Origin of the sequence: Arachidicoccus rhizosphaerae (assembly GCF_900107765.1) — a bacterium.
Taxonomy (GTDB): Bacteria; Bacteroidota; Bacteroidia; order Chitinophagales; family Chitinophagaceae; genus Arachidicoccus; species Arachidicoccus rhizosphaerae.
In genome coordinates, this window is record NZ_FNQY01000004.1 from 120381 (window position 1) to 138744 (window position 18364).

General features: G+C 43.0%; 9 protein-coding genes and 1 tRNA gene. 4 read left to right on the forward strand and 6 right to left on the reverse strand.

Features of this window, described 5'->3' with window-relative positions; all coding sequences use genetic code 11:
* Window positions 1–3: 3 nt before the first annotated feature.
* A complete protein-coding gene (locus tag BLU80_RS05225) occupies window positions 4–1248 on the reverse strand; it encodes a M16 family metallopeptidase (protein ID WP_091394546.1) in 1245 nt (414 codons plus the stop codon).
* A gap of 155 nt (window positions 1249–1403) precedes the next feature.
* Between BLU80_RS05225 and BLU80_RS05230 the strand changes: the two genes are divergently transcribed.
* From BLU80_RS05230 to BLU80_RS05250, 4 genes are all read left to right on the forward strand, one after another.
* Window positions 1404–1478: transfer RNA gene (locus BLU80_RS05230), tRNA-Val, on the forward strand.
* A gap of 140 nt (window positions 1479–1618) precedes the next feature.
* The gene (locus tag BLU80_RS05235) at window positions 1619–1969 is read left to right on the forward strand and encodes an ISAon1 family transposase N-terminal region protein (protein ID WP_170831144.1); all 351 of its coding nucleotides are present in this window, start codon (window positions 1619–1621) and stop codon (window positions 1967–1969) included.
* On the forward strand, window positions 1962–2945 hold the full coding sequence (locus tag BLU80_RS05240; RefSeq protein WP_091394549.1) for an ISAon1 family transposase: 984 nt from the start codon (window positions 1962–1964) through the stop codon (window positions 2943–2945). Before BLU80_RS05235 ends, BLU80_RS05240 begins: the two co-directional genes overlap by 8 nt.
* Before the next feature lie 1074 nt (window positions 2946–4019).
* Window positions 4020–5549, forward strand: coding sequence for a SulP family inorganic anion transporter (locus BLU80_RS05250; RefSeq protein ID WP_091394554.1), 1530 nt, complete (start codon window positions 4020–4022; stop codon window positions 5547–5549).
* 17 nt (window positions 5550–5566) lie between these two features.
* Here BLU80_RS05250 and BLU80_RS05255 read toward each other — a convergent pair whose 3' ends face one another.
* The 5 genes from BLU80_RS05255 to BLU80_RS05275 form a co-directional block, all read right to left on the reverse strand.
* Window positions 5567–7978: an ABC transporter permease gene (locus tag BLU80_RS05255; protein ID WP_091394557.1), complete on the reverse strand. Its 2412-nt coding sequence runs from the start codon at window positions 7976–7978 to the stop codon at window positions 5567–5569.
* Between the two features lie 157 nt (window positions 7979–8135).
* Window positions 8136–9650, reverse strand: a complete 1515-nt coding sequence (locus tag BLU80_RS05260) for an alpha-L-fucosidase (protein WP_244518744.1) — start codon at window positions 9648–9650, stop codon at window positions 8136–8138.
* A 249-nt stretch (window positions 9651–9899) separates the two neighbouring features.
* Entirely contained in the window at window positions 9900–11801 is a 1902-nt protein-coding gene (locus BLU80_RS05265; protein WP_091394762.1) for a RagB/SusD family nutrient uptake outer membrane protein, read from the reverse strand.
* A gap of 49 nt (window positions 11802–11850) precedes the next feature.
* Window positions 11851–15072, reverse strand: a complete 3222-nt coding sequence (locus BLU80_RS05270; RefSeq protein ID WP_244518746.1) for a SusC/RagA family TonB-linked outer membrane protein — start codon at window positions 15070–15072, stop codon at window positions 11851–11853.
* A gap of 515 nt (window positions 15073–15587) precedes the next feature.
* Window positions 15588–18125, reverse strand: coding sequence for a glycoside hydrolase family 2 TIM barrel-domain containing protein (locus tag BLU80_RS05275; RefSeq protein ID WP_170831145.1), 2538 nt, complete (start codon window positions 18123–18125; stop codon window positions 15588–15590).
* Window positions 18126–18364: the final 239 nt, after the last annotated feature.

An 18364-nucleotide genomic window follows, 5' to 3' on the forward strand; every position in this document is an offset into this window, starting at 1 on the left:
TATTTAGTTCTTTGCTTTGCCTTTGTATTGCAAAACATTGCAATTGCCTTCACGGAAAATTTGCTGGGCAACCTGCTGAATATCTGCAGCCGTAACATTCTGATACCGGCCCAGTTCGGTATTAATCAGACTTGCATCTCCCAGCAGCTCATAAAAAGCCAGGCTGTTCGCTCTGTTGAGTACACTCATATCCTCAAAGGCGATCATGCTTTCCGTCTTATTAATTACGCCCTGCAGCTCTCTATCCGTTACTGGCGCTTCCATGATTTTTTTTACCTCTGCTCTGACAGCTGTCTCTGCCTGCTCCATGGTCACACCATCGACTAGCTTACCATCAATGACAACCAGTCCGGGATCCAGGGTTCCTAAATGGTAACAGGAAATTCCGGAGAACAATTGCTGCTCTTTAACTAATTTCTGATAGAGTCTGCTGGAGGCACTGCCTCCCAGGATATCTGTGAGTAAATCCGTGGAGAAATATTCAGGACTCAGCCGGTCGCTCATATGCCAGGCCATATATAGCGCATCGACCGGGACATCAGCCTCCACTTTTAAATAACGGTCTTCCGTCTGCCTGGGTTCCTGAGGTAAGGACCTTTGATAAGGCGTCCCGCTTTCAATAGGGCCAAACCATTTTTCGGCCAACCTTTTTACTTCTTCCAACTGTACATTACCCGCCACTACTAAAATAGCATTACAGGGCCGGTAATGTTTGAAAAAGAAATTTTTAACATCCGTCAGGGTGGCGTCTTCCACATGCTTTAATTCTTTACCGATGGTCATCCATCGGTAAGGATGGGTGCTATAAGCCAGTTCTCTTAATTTATGCCAGACATCACCATAAGGTTTATTAATATAATGTTCTTTAAATTCTTCACAGACTACCTTACGCTGTACTTCCAGAGATTTTTTGCCAAAGGCCAGACTTAGCATGCGGTCGCTTTCCAGCCAAAATGCTGTTTCCAGATTCTGGGCAGGCAACTGCAGATAATAATTGGTCAGGTCATTGGTCGTATAGGCATTGTTTTCCCCACCGGCTAATTGCAGGGGTTCATCATAATCCGGAATATTTATGCTTCCACCAAACATCAGATGCTCAAACAAATGTGCAAATCCCGTTTTGCCCGGATCTTCATCTCTGGCCCCCACGTCGTACATAATATTTACAACCGCCATAGGAGTTGTATCGTCAGGATGAACCAGGACTCTGAGACCATTTTCTAAAACAAACTTGTTATATTCTATCATAAGTATAATTAGACTCAAAAGAGGGTAAAGGTATAAAGAAAATGGGTTCCATTTTCTCCCCCTGTCCACCCCTTCAAAAAATTATTTTTGAATTTCTTCGAAAAAAAATTTGGTAGTAAAAAATCTCAGCCTATATTTGCACTCCAATTACGGCAGGGAGTTTAGCTCAGTTGGTTTAGAGCATCTGCCTTACAAGCAGAGGGTCGGGGGTTCGAGCCCCTCAACTCCCACAAAAAAGGGTTCCAATTTAGGAACCCTTTTTTATTGTGAATGATCATCAAGTCATTGATGTAGATGATCAGGGATCAAGTTGAATTCTTGGGGGATTATCTCTTTTATCCATAGATTTGCATGCTTAAATAGACAATCGTTGGAACCATTTGTAGATCTGATACGCTTTCTCCTTCCTGAGGGAACCCTAGATTATTTTGAGTTAGTAAACATCTTAAAAGACAAGGATGGCCTGATATTGTTTTTAGAAGAGAAAAATGAACTTCCTGAAGAATATAAAGGTCAGAAGTTCCATTCTAAAGGCTTTTATCCTGAAGTACGTATCCAGGACTTTCCTATCCGTGAACATAAAGTGATACTGAGTATCAAAAGGCGCCGTTGGGAAAACCCGGATACTGGAGCAATCGTATCGCGTGATTGGGATTTGGTGATGAAAGGCACACGGCTGACTAAAGAGTTTGCCGATTTTTTAAAAGGTACACTTGGATAATGAACCCGTTAGTTGCCACCAGTTAGCCCGTCATTACCAGATGGATGGCAAGCAGTTACAACAACAGTATAAGCATCATATTAGCGATTATAGGAATTGGGAACATAAAGACCATGCAAGTAAATGGCTGATTCTTGAGCAAAACATGGGGGAATATCTCAGTATAGATGAGACAGCCCTGTCCGGAGATGAACTTTATACTGTAGTCACGAATAAAGCAGCTAAAGGCCGTAAAGGAGCTATTGTCGCTATGGTCAGGGGCACTAAATCCGAGGATGTCATCACGGTTTTACAAAAAATCAGTGAGGGTTTAAGAAAGGCAGTTAAGGAGGTGACTTTGGACATGGCAGCAAATATGCATCTTATCGCCAGCCGTTGTTTCCCTCATGCACACTTGGTCGTGGATCGCTTTCATGTACAGCAGCTGGCAAGTGAGGCCGTACAGGAGATAAGAATCAAATACCGGTGGCAGGAGCTGGATCTGGAAAACAAGCTGATAGAAGAGGCTAAAAAACAAGAAAAGCCATATGTACCCGAAGTTTTGGCCAACGGAGACACGCCAAAACAACTGCTGGCAAGAGCCAGATATCTGTTATTCAAGCCACAGAACAAGTGGGCACCCTCACAAGCCCAGCGGGCGGATTTATTATTTGAACGTTATCCGGCCATAAAAAAAGCTTATGATCTTTCACAGAAACTTAGTTCCATATTCCGTAAATGCACCAGTAAGGAACAGGCATTCAAGAAGCTGGCTTTATGGTATAATGAAGTGGAAGATACCGCAATAGATTCCTTTCGAACAGTTTCTCGGTCAATTCAAACTCACTACCTGGCAATACTCAATTATTTTAATAACAGAAATACCAATGCTTCAGCAGAAGCTTTTAATGCAAAAATCAAGTCTTTTAGATCTTCAGCAAGAGGGGTAAGGGATATTAATTTCTTTTTGTTCCGGTTGGCAAAAATCTATGGATAAAAGAGATAATCCCCCAAGAATTCAACTTGATCCATGATCACCTAAAAGAGTTCCGGAAACCTCTTTAGGCTTGCGCTTCAATTTGCCGATTAACCTATAATAGACAGCCGCTGATTGAAAGTTTAATAAAATGAAAATTATTGATGATTTTCCCTTTTATTAAAGGCCGGCATTGAGCATCAATTCTAAATAAATTCTATTTCCTGTACCATAAATGAATGGCTGGCATTTTATTTATTTGTAAAAAGCCAATTATGTATTTCTCCTGCGGCATTTCTTCCCCTGAGAACAAATGACACCTCTTAAATGCGGTCCGGTGTAATAACTAGCTCAATAGGGGCTTATTTAACCATCAGATAACACATATAACATCTTTACTTTATACAATAGCTATTACTTTAGATGCTAAAAATTAATCAGGAAGGAAAGATAGCAGCGGTTAAGTAAGAAATCATTTAAAAAAATTGGCCCCTATGGATATAGGGGCCGCAACCAAAACTAACTGCTTATGAGAATTTATTTAGAGCAAAGCCTATGCCAAAACCCCTATTTTACCCTGAAATTCAAAATTTATTTTTTAAAGGGCAATTTTCAAGGAATCTATTATAAACTTTCTTCATATATATAATTTTTATTTTTTTTGTAAGAATTTTCAGTCATTTCGACAAAACCGTACAAAATTTCTCACTATTTATTGATTCCGGGTTTCTTTTTATTTGAATTAACCGTTAAAACCAGATTAATAAGCATAACTATTATTACCGCTGTCCACAGCATTTTGTTGAAAGGACTCGGTATTTTATCTCCCCAGACAGCCAGCAACAATAAGCAGATGACTACAAAAAATTTGCCTGCCAGTATAACCGCTTTCATGATTCAGGTAATTTAAAATTAAATTATTGATTCAATAATAAAGTTATTGATTAATAGTGAGTCTGCAAAAAATACAGATCGTATTTAATCCATTATTTAATTAATAAGGTGCTCATTTTTCTCTTTATTAGGGTATTGCCTACCTTTGCACACATTTTTTAAAAACATACACAGAACTTTTCTGAAAGATTTCACTCCTATATGGCATTTACTTCTGCACTGAAAGCATTAAAAAACATTCGTTTAAAAACAGAAATCCTGGCAGGCCTGACAGTAGCCATGACAATGATACCAGAATCGCTGTCTTTTGCCATTTTGGCGGGACTTACGCCACTAATTGGCCTATATGCAGCATTTATCATGGGGCTCATCACTGCCATTTTTGGTGGCAGGCCCGGTATGGTTTCAGGAGGTGCCGGTTCAACTATCGTCGTTCTCATTGCACTGATTTCAACACACGGTCCTCAATATCTTTTTGCCGCCATTATTTTAGGGGGCATCTTTCAGGCGCTGGTAGGCATATTCAAACTGGGTAAATTTGTAAGGCTCATCCCCCAGCCGGTGATGTACGGTTTTTTAAATGGTCTGGCCATCATCATTTTTATGGCACAGATAGAACAGTTTAAGATCACAACAGGTGAAGTGACCTCCTGGCTGACAGGTACACCTTTATTTATTATGGCAGCACTGACTCTTCTGACAATTACGATTGTTTTAGTTTTTCCAAAAGTCACCAGGGCAGTTCCCGCGTCTTTGGTAGCCATTATCATCACCTCTTTACTGGTTTTTGCTTTGGGCATTCACACAAAAAAAGTCATTGACATTGCAACAGTCAGTGGAAGATTTCCGGCATTTAAAATCCCTGCAGTCCCCTTAACCCTGGAAACACTGCAAATCATACTCCCCTATTCGCTGTTGATGGCAGGCGTCGGGCTTATTGAAACCTTACTGACGCTGAATATGGTGGATGAAATGACCCAGACAAAAGGCAACGCCAATAAAGAAGCAATGGCTCAAGGAGCGGCTAATTTAATAAATGGCTTTTTCTCCAGTATGGGTGGTTGCGCCATGGTAGCTCAGACACTAGTAAATATTGAAGCAGGTGCCCGCACGAAGCTTGCTGGTATCATAGGCGCCTTAACCATATTATTGATTATTCTGGTAGGAGGTCCTGTCATTGAGCAGATACCCATGGCGGCGCTTGTTGGTGTTATGATGATGGTGGCCATCAGTACCTTTAAATGGGGCAGCCTGCGAATCATTAAAAAAATGCCCAAATCTGATATTATCGTAGGCATATTAGTTGCAGCTATCACCGTTCTATTAAAAAACCTGGCGCTGGCTGTATTAATTGGGGTTGTCATCTCCGCCTTAGTATTTGCCTGGGACAATGCCATAAGAATCCGGGCCAGAAAATCCATAGACAGTAACGGGCATAAAATCTATGAAATATACGGTCCCCTGTTTTTTGGCAGTACCACCGCTTTTTTGGAAAAGTTCGATATCAAAGAGGATCCTGCACACATCATTATTGATTTTAAGCAGTCCAGAGTCGCTGATATGTCCGCCATTGATGCGCTTAAAAATATTACAGAAAAGTATCTGGCCGCCGGAAAGAAAGTCGTGCTTAAACACTTAAGTCCCGATTGCCGTAAAGTCCTTCAGGACGCTGCAGGATTTATTGAGGTGGATATCATGGAAGACCCTACCTATACGGTCATGCCAAAATAAAATACAGGAAATAAAAACTATTCACTTTTCAGGCTTTTGACAGGATTGGCACTGGCCGCCTGCAGCGCTTTTGACCCTATAATGGCCAAAGTGACGGTCATCATAAATAGGACCACCTCTATAAAAGCAAGGGGGCCAATGGTAATTTTATAGGCAAAGTTGCGTAACCAGTGGTGCATGATCCATGATCCGACTGGCATCGCTATCATCGCTGCCAGTAAAATCAGCCAGACAAAATCTCTGGATATAAGTGTTACAATATCTTTTTTTGAAGCACCCAGTACCTTTCTGATACCGATTTCCTTCGTTTTTGCTTCTGCTGTATAGGTGGCCAGACCAAACAATCCTAATCCGGAAATAAGGATGGCTATGACAGAGAAAATATTCAATAAGGAAACAGAGCGGTTAAAAGTATCATAAGCGCTTTTAAAATTCTGATCCAGAAAGTCATATTTAAAAGGTTGCGCTCCGGCATACTGCCTGAAAACATTCTTCGTATTTTCGATAGCCTGATCAACCGAACCCGCCTTCGCCCTTACATACAGTACCCCTCCATGATTGCCATTTTTACTGGGCCTGCTAAATACGATTAAAGGCGCAATCTTTTGCTTCAAGCTGGTAAAATTAAAATCCCGCATAACCCCTGTCACGATCCCTTTTCTGCCATTATAAACGACCTGTTGTCCGACAGGATTATTCAAATTAAGGGTCTTCACCGCCGTTTCATTCAATAAAAAATGTCCGGAATCTTCGGCCGTGCCATTAAAGTCCCGCCCTTGTAATAATTTTATTTGCATGGCGGCCAGAAACCCGGGCGCAATTTCCATATCGTTAAACAAAATATCAATATCCTTTCGGCCTTCAATGGCAAAACTGCCACTGCTATTATCTACCTGATCAATCATAGCACTCGCTGTTGTCACGGCTTCAATTGAATGACTATTTGCCAGCATATTGAGTACGGCTGTACTATGCATCATCATTTCATGGGGCATATCGACTGTCAACACCAAAGACCTGTTATAGCCGATATCCCTGGTCTTTATAAAGTGCATCTGTTGCAACATTATCACTGTACCGAAAATAATAATACCGGAAACAGCAAACTGAAAAACAACCAGTACACGCCGCAAGCCGTACTTACTACGACCAGTATCTCCGCCCCCCTTCATAAATTGCAACGGTCTTAATCCAGCCAGCAACAAGGCAGGATATAGTGCTGATATTAAAAATGCACCTATAATTACCGCAAGGATTTTCAAAACAAAGCCACCTGTTATCTGATCCATACTGAATAGCTGTCCGGATAAATTCTGGTAAATGGGCATCATAACTGAGACCAGGGCCAGGGCCAGCATAAACGCAGCCAATAATAACAGACTGGTCTCCAGCATAAACTGACCCAATAAATTTAATTTATTAGCACCCAGGATTTTTTTTACGCCGACTTCCTTTAACCTTACCAAAGCTCTTGCCGTAGAAAGGTTTACATAATTGATGCAGGCAATAAAAACAATTAATAACCCGATCCAGCTAAAAGCATTGACTAAATAAAGCGTGGACTTACTGCCATATTCATCTATTAAATGCATGTCTTTTAAGGATTGCAGGACAAAAAGATTTCCACTTACTCCAGGTCCGCCTAAATCCAGATAAACCTTTGTTATTTGAGACTCAACTGCGTGTATATCACTGCCGGCAACCAACCTGACAAATACGCTATAATCAAAATTTCCGTAATCATCATCGATGGTATGGCTGCTTTTTGGGCTATCCAGAGGATTATCAAGAGGACGCTTATATGGTCCAGCAATAAATGTTAAGGGTAAAAATATATCCAGGTGGCTAAGCGAGGTATTAGCAGGCATATCTTTAGCAACCCCTGACACAACAAACTGATCTTTACTATGCAGGGTTACTATTTTTCCGACAGGATTTTCCGCTCCGAATAACTTTTTAGCCATCGATGCTGACAGGACCACGTTATTACTTTGTTGTAAAACAGAACCTGCATTTCCGGATAATAACGGTAGTTTAAAAAAGTCAAAAAAATCAGCATCTACAAACCGGGTTACGCTACCAATTTCAAATATCTTTTTGCCGTTATATTCTATCACGGAAGCGGCGTAATCCGGACCAATTCTGACGCAGGCGGCAACTGCTTTATTCTGGAGCGCAATGTTACGAAGGGGGGCCGGGGAAGCAATCCAAACGGTATTGGTCCCATCCGAACCGGCATACGCATTATTTACCCTAAAAATGTGCCCCGCTTCCGGATTAAACTGATCAAAACTTTTCTCATATCTCACCCATAAAAATATAAATATAGCAGCTGCCACTCCGATACCCAGCCCAATAATATGCAGAAGACTATAATAACGCTGTACCTTAATATTTCTATAGGCCGATTTTAAATTAAATAAAACCATGACTTATCCCTTTTAAAAACCTACCATAAAGTATATGCCAACAATTAAATTCTGAGTATCAAACGATTATATAGTAAATCAAAAAACCTGTGTTCGGTTTTGGAACAATTGCCACAAAACCGAACACAGGTTGCTAGCGCTGACTTATGGTTACCGGTCATTTTTTTACCATCTTCAAAACCAGGGCATATTTAATGGCGGAAGATGAGTTACCTTTTTGGGTGATGGCTATTTCTCCCGTATTTTTATTCAGCCTGGTTTTCCAGGCAGGTCTCCCCAGAACCGTAATATTTGCATATTCCGTTCTTAATGCTTCCGGCAAGTTAATGCTATGAGGTACCCCGAAATCACCTCCGTCATTTTTGTCATCAGTGAGGACAAAGGCATACACTGACTTCCCATCTTCGGATTGCGTAAACACTAAATTATTTTTTGCATAAGGAGCAATTGGCTTAGAATCATAAATAGCCGCTCCGTTTATTTTCATCCAGCTACCTATTTCTTTTAAACGGGCATAGGCCGTATCACTCCAGTCGCCTTTTGGAGAGGGCCCTATATTTAATAAAAAGTTGCCCCCTCTGGATACAATACGGACCAGCAAATGAATGAGTGTATTGGCAGGTTTATAATGATCATCCGGCACATAACTCCAGGAGTCGCCCATCGTAATACAGCTCTCCCATGGATGATCCAAAGGCTTGTCTGGCACCTGTTGTTCCGGTGTCTGATAATTTTCATAAGGTCCTCCCACAGCTCTGTCAACTACAATAAGTCCCGGCTGATTTTTTCTGGCCATTGCCGCAATGCCGGCCATGTCTATATCCTGATTAAAAATACGCTGCTCTTTTTGTTCTTCCTGCGTATAAGGCCTGACCCAGCCACCATCCAACCACAAAATATCCATTGAACCATAACCGGTCATCAGTTCCTGAATCTGATTATAGGTAAACTGTTTAAATTTGTTCCATATATCAGGATGCTTTGCCGGATCATAATTTACATTACGATCTTTGGGCGGTAAATAAGGCCACCAGTAATATGGGACATGCCAGTCAGGCTTAGAAAAATAAGCCCCAATCATAAAGCCGGCATTTCTAAAACTTTTAAATACTTCTTTCGCAATATTGGCTTTAGCATTACCGGAGAAAGGTGTTTTAGGCGATGTGACCTTATAATCCGTCTGTTTGGTATCAAACATACAGAATCCATCATGATGCTTGGTCGTAAAGACGACATACTTCATGCCGGCATCTTTGGCTGCTGCGGCCCATTTATCGGGATTAAAATCAACCGGATTAAAGGTTGTCTGCAGGTTTTCATAAGCTTTTTTATAGGTAAAATAATCATTTGCATAGGGGCCTTTACGCTGCGCCCAGGGTACATCTTCGGGACAAAGTGACCAGCTTTCTACGATACCCCACTGGCTATAAGTCCCCCAGTGCATGAGTAATCCGAACTTCTCCCCCTGCCAGTGATGTAGCTTTTTTAATACGAGACTATCTGTAGGCCAGACATAGGTACTACCTTCCTGCTGTGCTTTTGCAGGCTGTAGTCCAGTCATTGCCAGACCAGATAGCACCAGTAAACCGGCTGCCAGTACTTTTCTGGCACCTCGGACATGACCGGCGCTGCCACGCGGGTCCGAACCTTTAGATATTATGTCTAATTGCATGTAAACGTTATTTTACTTGGATAAAAAAAATGAAAGTCCCTAAAATTAAACCATTCCTTTCAAATCATAAAACCCGGCCACCTCTTTGTTTGGATTTTGTGCCGTCTGGCTGCCGTGAAAGACTACATGCATACATAAAAAAGACCGGGGCCGCCCATCCAAGCAAATAAAATTTTGCCTGTTCTGGTGACCCCAGCCTGGTGTCGATACTTAATAATCATTCACTTATCCGTAAGTCATGCTGTCCGCTTATTCGCTATAACCCGGATTCTGACCCAACAAGGGATTTTTATTGATTTCATTACGGCTGAAAGGCCTGAAATACATTTTATTCACCCATGTTCTGTTTTCGTGGGCATTATCCGTATAGGGGGTATAGGTATAATCATAAATGCTCTCATCGTGATGATAAGGCGCCTTCATGGTTTTACCGCTTTTGAAATTACCGGTAATTTTAATAAAGGTAATCTTACGCCCCAGGGTAGTCGGTGCAATCATCCACCTTCTGCAATCATGGTACCTATGCTCCTCATAGGCCAGTTCTATCCTTCTTTCATTACGATACTCATCCATCAACGCCGCACCCGTTGAAGTTACTGCCGGCATACCGGCGCGGAAACGAATTTTATTCAACCAACTTTTAGCCGTTGATTCATCGCCCGTCTCCAGGCAGCATTCAATATAGTTTAGTACGGCTTCAGTATACCTTAAGAAAGGCCATGGTACGAACTGCTTATCATTGGCATCAATAATATTATCATCAGGATCAATAAATTTACGCATATAATACCCTGTCCTTGAACCATTCCAGTCCTCAATGGAACTACTCCTGGTATCCAGACCGGCCTGCGTAATCTTATTGCCTTTACTATCCACCAGATCATAACTGCCCGTCTGGATCTGATTAGCCGGATCTACGTCACCGGATATTTTACTACGAGGTTTCCATCCCGCACCATCATATAAAATAGTGGCATATAAACGAGGGTCCCTGTTATCATAAGGATGTGCCTTTTCCGTGGCATCGTCCCAGCTAAATTTAGAGCCGTCCGCCATTTCATAATCATCTACCAGTAGTCCAATAGGGGTATTACCTGACCAGTTATGATAACCGTTTGGTCCGTTATGCAGACCAACATATTCTCCATCCTCACTTTTACTGGCAATAAAATACCGGGCAAATAAGAGTTCAGAACTGGCAGATGCGTCTACGCCACTGGCCTTGCTACCTCCGCCCATTGAAATGGAGATATAATTGGCCGTACCTTCTGCGGCAGACACTTTCGCAGTCAGATCCAGTTTATAACCGCCTCCGCCTTTATTTACCACTTCCAGTGCAGCGGCCTTGGCCTTGACCCAGCGTTCCTGTTGAGAGCCACTGGTATAGGCCAGCTGGTCTATATTATAATTGGGATCATTATCACTAAAGTCTGATAATGCTTCCAATTTGGACGCTACGTGCAGGTCGCTGGCTGCATACAACAATATCCTTGATTTCAGGGCCAGTGCAGCGATACTGCTTGCCTGCCCTGCGGACATGGTTTTATCAGAAAGCAAGGCCGCCGCACTGTCACAATCCTTTACGATAAAATCGACACAATCCGCAAAACTGCTACGAGCTATGGAGAATGTATCATTGAGTTCATAATGTTTTGTAATCAGCGGCACACCGCCATAATAACGGACGAGCTGATGATAATAATAGGCGCGTAAAAAATAGGCCTGCCCTCTGAGCGTCTCATTGGTAGCTGCATCCGTAATGGCCGTCTCTGCACTGGTCAGGTTTTCTATTGCCAGATTACAGGCACGGATTCTTTGATACATATTGGCATAGGCATAAGTACCGGATACCCAGCCTAAAATGGTCGGGCTTAAGCTACCCTCGTTGATGGTGTTGATATTGCGTCCCGTATGGGTAAATACGGCTTCATCTGATAAAGAAGCCAGCATCTGCTCTTCAAATCCGCCAACACCCAGGCCATTGTATATTTCCGTAATAAAGGCTGAGGCGAGTGCCGGATCCTTCCACACCTGATCGGAGGGAACAGCATCCAGCGGTTGCTGATTTAAAAAATCCTTGCTACAGCCACTTACCGTCAGTAGCCCCACAGCAAAGAACAGGTATATTATATTTTTAATTGACTTTTTCATACTAATTAATTTTTTATGTACTGCATAACCATACATGACTAAAATAGATTTAGAACTGAACACTCACCCCGAAATTGATGATCTTGGCCTGTGGATAATACTGTCCGTTGGAGGAAGTTGATTCCGGATCCCAGATCTTGATTTTATCCCAGGTAATCAGGTTAAGTGCATTGACAAAGACACGGAGTCTGGAGATACCTGCTTTATCCAGCATTTCCTCAGGTAAGGTATAGCCCAGTTCCATATTTTTAAGTCTCACGTAATTATTGCTGCGCAGCCAATAGGTATTGTTACCGGCTACATTCATATCTGCATAATAAGTATTGTTGCGGTTGGCCAGTCTTGGATCCGTAGCGCTTTGATTGTCTACTGTCCACTGATGATCATAAGACCATTTCGTAAAGTTTCCGATATCTCCGGATTCGGTCAGCCCGATATATTGCAGGCCGCCAAAAGCTCCCTGAAACAATACGGACAAATCAAAACCCTTATAATCTACATTCAGATTTAAACCTGCCGTAAAAGAGGGCGAATTGGTCTTATCCAGTCGCACCTGGTCATCTCCCGTAATTTTACCGTCGCCGTTGATATCTTTAAACTTCATATCACCAGGTCTGATCTGACCGGTTATATCACTGTAATCAATCGTATTGGCGTCAACCTCCGCCTGATTGGCAAACACACCGTCATATTGATAAGCCAGAAAACTGTTTACAGGTGAACCGGTAGATTTCTGATAATCCGGAGCTCCTGGTGTTTCATCCCAGAATATGATTTTATTTTTAGAATATCCGCCGTTCACGCTGGCGCTGTAATGGACATCACCGGCATTCCCGTTATATCCTACCTTAAATTCCCAGCCTTTATTATCTACTTTACCCAGATTAACCGGAGGGAGTTTATCTGTAATACCTGAACTTTCAGGTATGGAATTACCACGAGTAATCAAAATATTGGTTCTTTTATTTGAAAAATAATCAAACTCAATACTGATATGATTATTCAACAGACTCGCGTCAAATCCGATATCCGTATTATTGGCAGTTTCCCAGGTAAAATCAGGATTATTGACCACTTTTTCATACAAGGATTTAACTTCCTGTCCGCCCAGTATATAGCTACTGTAACCCATCGTGGCTAAATACTGATATTCGGCCAGATTGCTGGTTCCTGGTGTATAAGCCTCTGCTCCCATTCTACCCCAGGAACCCCGCAGTTTAAAGTTATTGATGAAGGAAAGATTATTTTTCCAGAAATTCTCCTCCGATACACGCCAGGCCAGACTCACACCCGGGAAGAACCCAAAACGTTTATTGGGAGGGAAAATATAAGACCCGTCAGAACGCCACAAAAATTCAGCGATATAGCGTTCCTTATAGTTATAGCCCACTCTGCCAAAATAACTCAGTCTGGCTCTTTGGAACAGCCCGTATGGATTTCCGGTTGGCCCGTCATTGCCAAGGTCCTCCTCCTGGGTGCCGCCCGCATTAAACTGATCCAGATAAGAAGAAATAAAATAACGGCGATAGGCATAAAAATCATCATTATCAACTTTTTCTCTGCTGACCCCGGCAAGGAATGTCACTTCGTGCGCACCTCCAAAAGTGTGCTGATAATCCAATAACCCCGTCAGATTCACCGCAAGCTGACTGGCAGCCCACTCTTTTAACCTTGGGTCTGTATAGGGAGAGCGCACATGACCGGTGAGGTCCGGGGTTACGCCGTCATCCTGAAACTCACCGTTATCCCAGAAATACAAAGTCCAGGGAATCTGCCAGAGCTTTCTTCTGCCTGACATCTTATCTATGGAAGCGATCCCGGATAATTTCAGTCCTTCTACGCCTGGAATTTTTATTTCAATTTTACCGTTGGACTGAAAATAATCTCTTTTATCTCTGTCGTAGCCGGTTAAATTAGTGGTAATTACATAAGGGTTCTGGCCGTACTCAATATCCGGCCCCGGCAATCCGTTTGGCCAGACTTCAATTTCCGTTGGCTTGCCACGCATCAGCATCCTGAAGATATCGCCCGCACCCAGTGTCGGAAAATGACGGTATTCTTCTCTGGCCGTCACCCCTAATGTAGCTTTGACGTATTGATTAATATTAGCTTCCAGATTAATGCGCATGTCATACTGCTGATAACCCGTAGCAGAATTTTTATAATAAGCGTCCTGATCCAAATAGCCCAAAGAAGCCAGATAATGAATTTTATCCGTCCCCCCGCTTAACTGCACATTATGCTTTTGCTGAGGTGCCCAGTTTTTCAAGGTCGTCTTGAACCAATCCGTATTCGGATAATTTAACGGATCAGATCCGTCTGCATATTTTTGCATATCATCAGGTGTAAAATCTGCCGTGACGGTAGTTCCGGCCGTCGTTGTATATACCCCGTCCGTTTGAAAGGCCTTCGTTGCCGCCTCCCATTCATCGGTGGGTACATTATCATAGATTTTAAGTTCATTACGGATTTTGGCATACTGAACGGCGTCAGACATCTCAGGCGTCCTGGTCGGACGCTGCAGCCCGTAACTAAAATCATAGGATAATCTGGGCTTGCCTGTTTTACCCTGCTTGGTGGTAATCAGGATAACGCCGTTACCTGCTCTGGAACCATAAATGGCGGCAGAAGCATCTTTTAACACAGACACGCTCTCTATGTCAGCTGGATTAAGCCGCTCCAGTCCGCCCGCTCTGTTAGGGACTCCGTCTATGACAATCAGGGCGTCACTGTTACCCAGTGAATTCGTTCCTCTGATTCTGATGGAAGAGCCGTCATAACCCGGCTCCCCGCTGGACTGAATCGCGGTCACACCAGGCAGCCTTCCGGCCAGCGAGTTGGAGAGATTGGTCACCGGTGCTTTCTGAAGGTCTGTCCCCTGAACCGAAGCAACGGCGCCGGAGATGGTTACTTTTTTTTGAGTGCCGTATCCGACGACTACAATATCCTGCAGGGATTTATCAGCGGCCTTCAGCTGAATCACCAGACTACTCAAAGACTGACCGGCCAGTGGTACGGTTTTAACCTCAAAGCCGACATAACTGACCGTTATCTGGGTTGCCGTGTCAGGAATGTTCAAGGAGAATTTACCTGCCCTGTCCGTGAGCATTCCCGCCTTGGTTCCGGTAGCCTGCACGGAAGCCCCCTGAATGGGTTCGCTGGTGGCTTCATCTTGTACCACCCCTTTAATTTCCTTTTGATTTTGCGCTTTTACCGCTCCAAGCAGCATAAACAGGCATGCAATGGGCAGAAGCGACCTCTTTTTTTTCAAACAACTTTTTCTGTTCATAGGGTCAAATAATAATGGATGAGAAAATAGAATTTCGAAAAGCAACAACAAACACCCTTAAATTGTTAAGAGTACAATAAAGATAGGGCAATTAGTGTTAATTTTAACAATATTTGACAAATAAACAACCGATTGTAATTTTTTGCATTAACAAAATAAATAATATCATTAACGGGTTACTGACTATTACTTTTCACTAAAAGCGCTGAGGATGATATAGGGCAGCCATTGGTAGCCATGGCTGATTTTTTCATGGCAAAAAAAACAGCAAAAATTAGCCGAGTTATATTTTACATTTTTTTTTAAATAAAATCCGGAATTTGCAAAATTTGCATGGAGTTTTCAGGCATTTTTACCTTCCATAAGCGTTTTGATGACAATAGCAATCTTACCGGCAGATTAACTGCTGAAACTGAGCTCACAGAACTACTTTACGGCTACCGATATAATCCCCGCAATAAAAATCTTCCTTTGCTTTTTATCCGTCCGGTTAATTGTTATTCCCCTACCAGGATGCTCGCTCTTTGTTCCTCCATTCCTGCGGCCTGCATATCCAGTTCAATATGTCCTTTATTGACTTTAGGTTCAATAAAGGCCACCAGCTTTCCTTTCCAGGTACCCATTATGTGCCCTTTTAGAGAACGGCTTCCGGCCTGATATCCGTTACTTAATCCTACCAGCGATGCAGGACCTTTAATGGAAAATTCAATCTCCCGGTCATCACTGGTAACAAGAACCCCGTTTTCATCCGTCAGCCTGATGGTAACAAAAATCAAATCGCCCGTAATACCTCTGAAAAATGCCTGATCCACGCTAACGGCAAGGCGGGTGGCGCCACCTGCTGTTTTGACTTCCTCGGTCAATACCGTCTGACCTTCTTTTTTAGATACCACCTCAAGTTTGCCGGCCTTATACGGCACGCGCCAGCATACATGCAGGGGGCTGTCTCCGGGTTTGCCATCTCCTTTACTGCGCTTTCCCAGGGAAACACCGTTAAGCAGTAGCTCCACACTGTCCGCCTGACTATAATATGCCCAGACACTGATTGTATCTCCCGCATTCCAGTTCCATTCAGGGAACACATGTAAAACAGGCTTTGCCGCCCACTCACTTTGGTACATAAAATAAACATCCTTATGCAGTCCTGCCATATCCACAATGCCAGAGTAAGCGCTTCTGGCAGGAAAGGGATAGGGTAAGTGCCCACCCATATAATCAAAAGCCGTCCAGACAAAACTACCGGCTATAAAGTCTCTGTTTTTTACATCGAGCAGCGCCTGCTCATGCGTTTCCCCCCAGGGCGCAGCATATAAATCATAGGCGCTGACAGCCCAGTTTGTTCCTGTTGTATCCGCATATGATTCATTAGCGCTGGCCGGTAAATACATAGTAGAATCCGGAATAAGGGCTGTATAGGAACCTCTTGATTCTAATGCACCGGCTACTTCGGTTGCAATAAATGATTGACCCGGGTAAAAACGGGGCAAAGAATCATAAAGCCTGCTATGGTAATTAAAGCCCAATACGTCCAAAAGACCGGAGCGCGCCAGTTTATTTTCTTCAGGCATCATATTATTCATGGCAGCGGTTATCATCCGGGTACTGTCCAGACTTCTGATAACCCGGATCATGGCCGCAGCCATTTTAACCCCTAGCGTATCATTTTCCAGATTGCCGGTATTGCCTAAAGACCAGATAAATACACTGGGGTGATAACGATCTCTTTTAATTAAATCAGAAAGTTGCCCTAGAAAGCTCCAGGTTTCAATGGAGTCTTTGGAAATTGTAGCGGCAAGCGCCTTCCAGTTGTCAAAAGTTTCGTCCATGACTAAAAAACCCATGGAATCACATAAAGAAAGTAATTCCGGAGCTGGCGTCTGATGGATGGTTCTGATGGCATTACAGCCCATATCTTTCAACATCTTGAGCTGCCTTGTCATCGCACTGTAATTATAGGCGGTCCCCAGCGGTCCCCAATCCCCCGTCATGCACACACCTTTGACTGCAGTAGGAACCCCATTTAAAATAAATCCTTTAGAGGAATCAAACTGTATATCCCTAAAACCCAGTGGTTTTCGGATACGGTCTATTACATGACTACCTTGTCTGAGTTCCACTTCCCAGGTATATAAATAAGGCTCGTCCGGAGACCAGAGCTTCAGATCCCTGACTTTAAGCTGCCATTTTACATGCTGGCGACCCCTGGTAGGTTTTACAGAGCCGGTTTTCTGCGCCACCTGAAAATTATTGGCATCGTAAATGGTCGTCTTAATCTGTATTCTAAGACCCAGCCGCTGCTGCTGACTTTCCAGCTCCTTTTTCTCATATTTATCCGTTACCTCTTCAATGGGCGGCATCCCCATATTATCAATGACCAAATCCTGATTTAAAACAGCAGTTGCATCTCCTATCCTATTGGAAGGGACGGAATCATTTCTATGGGGCATCAGAATGCTGGCTGCATAATTACTTTCGACTTCGTCCACTGTTATGGGCATTTTTTTTATCAGCCAGACATTGCGGTTGATCCCGGATCCGGTATACCAGTCTGCGGCCGGCTGCGACCGGTTATCTACCCTTACCACTAGCACATTGGAGCGGTCGTCAAAATGCAGGTACTTACTCAAATCATAGGTGACACCAATATCGCCGGCCGGTTGATTACCGAGCCTGTGTCCGTTTATCCAGACCGTGCTGTTACGATATATTCCTTCAAATTCAATAAAAATATGCTTATACCTGTCGGAGCTGGGAAGATTGAACGTCTTTCGATACCAGCCTATCCCGACAGGTAAGGCATGCCCCCCGTTTTTTTCCAGATTCTGCCTGGAGAATTTTCCATAAATGCTCCAGTCGTGAGGCAACATAATATTATACCAACGGGACGTATCAATCAGACCATTCATGGGCAGCTGTCCACTGATAAATACCTGTGTGCTGTCCAGCTGCCCTCTGTGAAAAGTCCACCTTTGATTAAAACTGATTTTTTCCGTTCCGATACTATGGCCAAAATCATGAGAAGTACAGCCACTCATAATGAGGAGTATAACACAGATACAAAATACATATAAAGCACCTGTGCCCCTGCCTCTTAAACAAGCAGACCGTAAGGCGGACATATGCTTGAGAAACCCTCTTATATAAAAAAATATTGGCATATTATTTAAACGCTCATGTTGGAAAAGCAGCAGGAGCCGACAATGGAAGTCCCTGCCTGCTACAAAAATATAAAAAAACAGGCAGGATAAAGGCAGCCTTTCAGGTAATGATACCA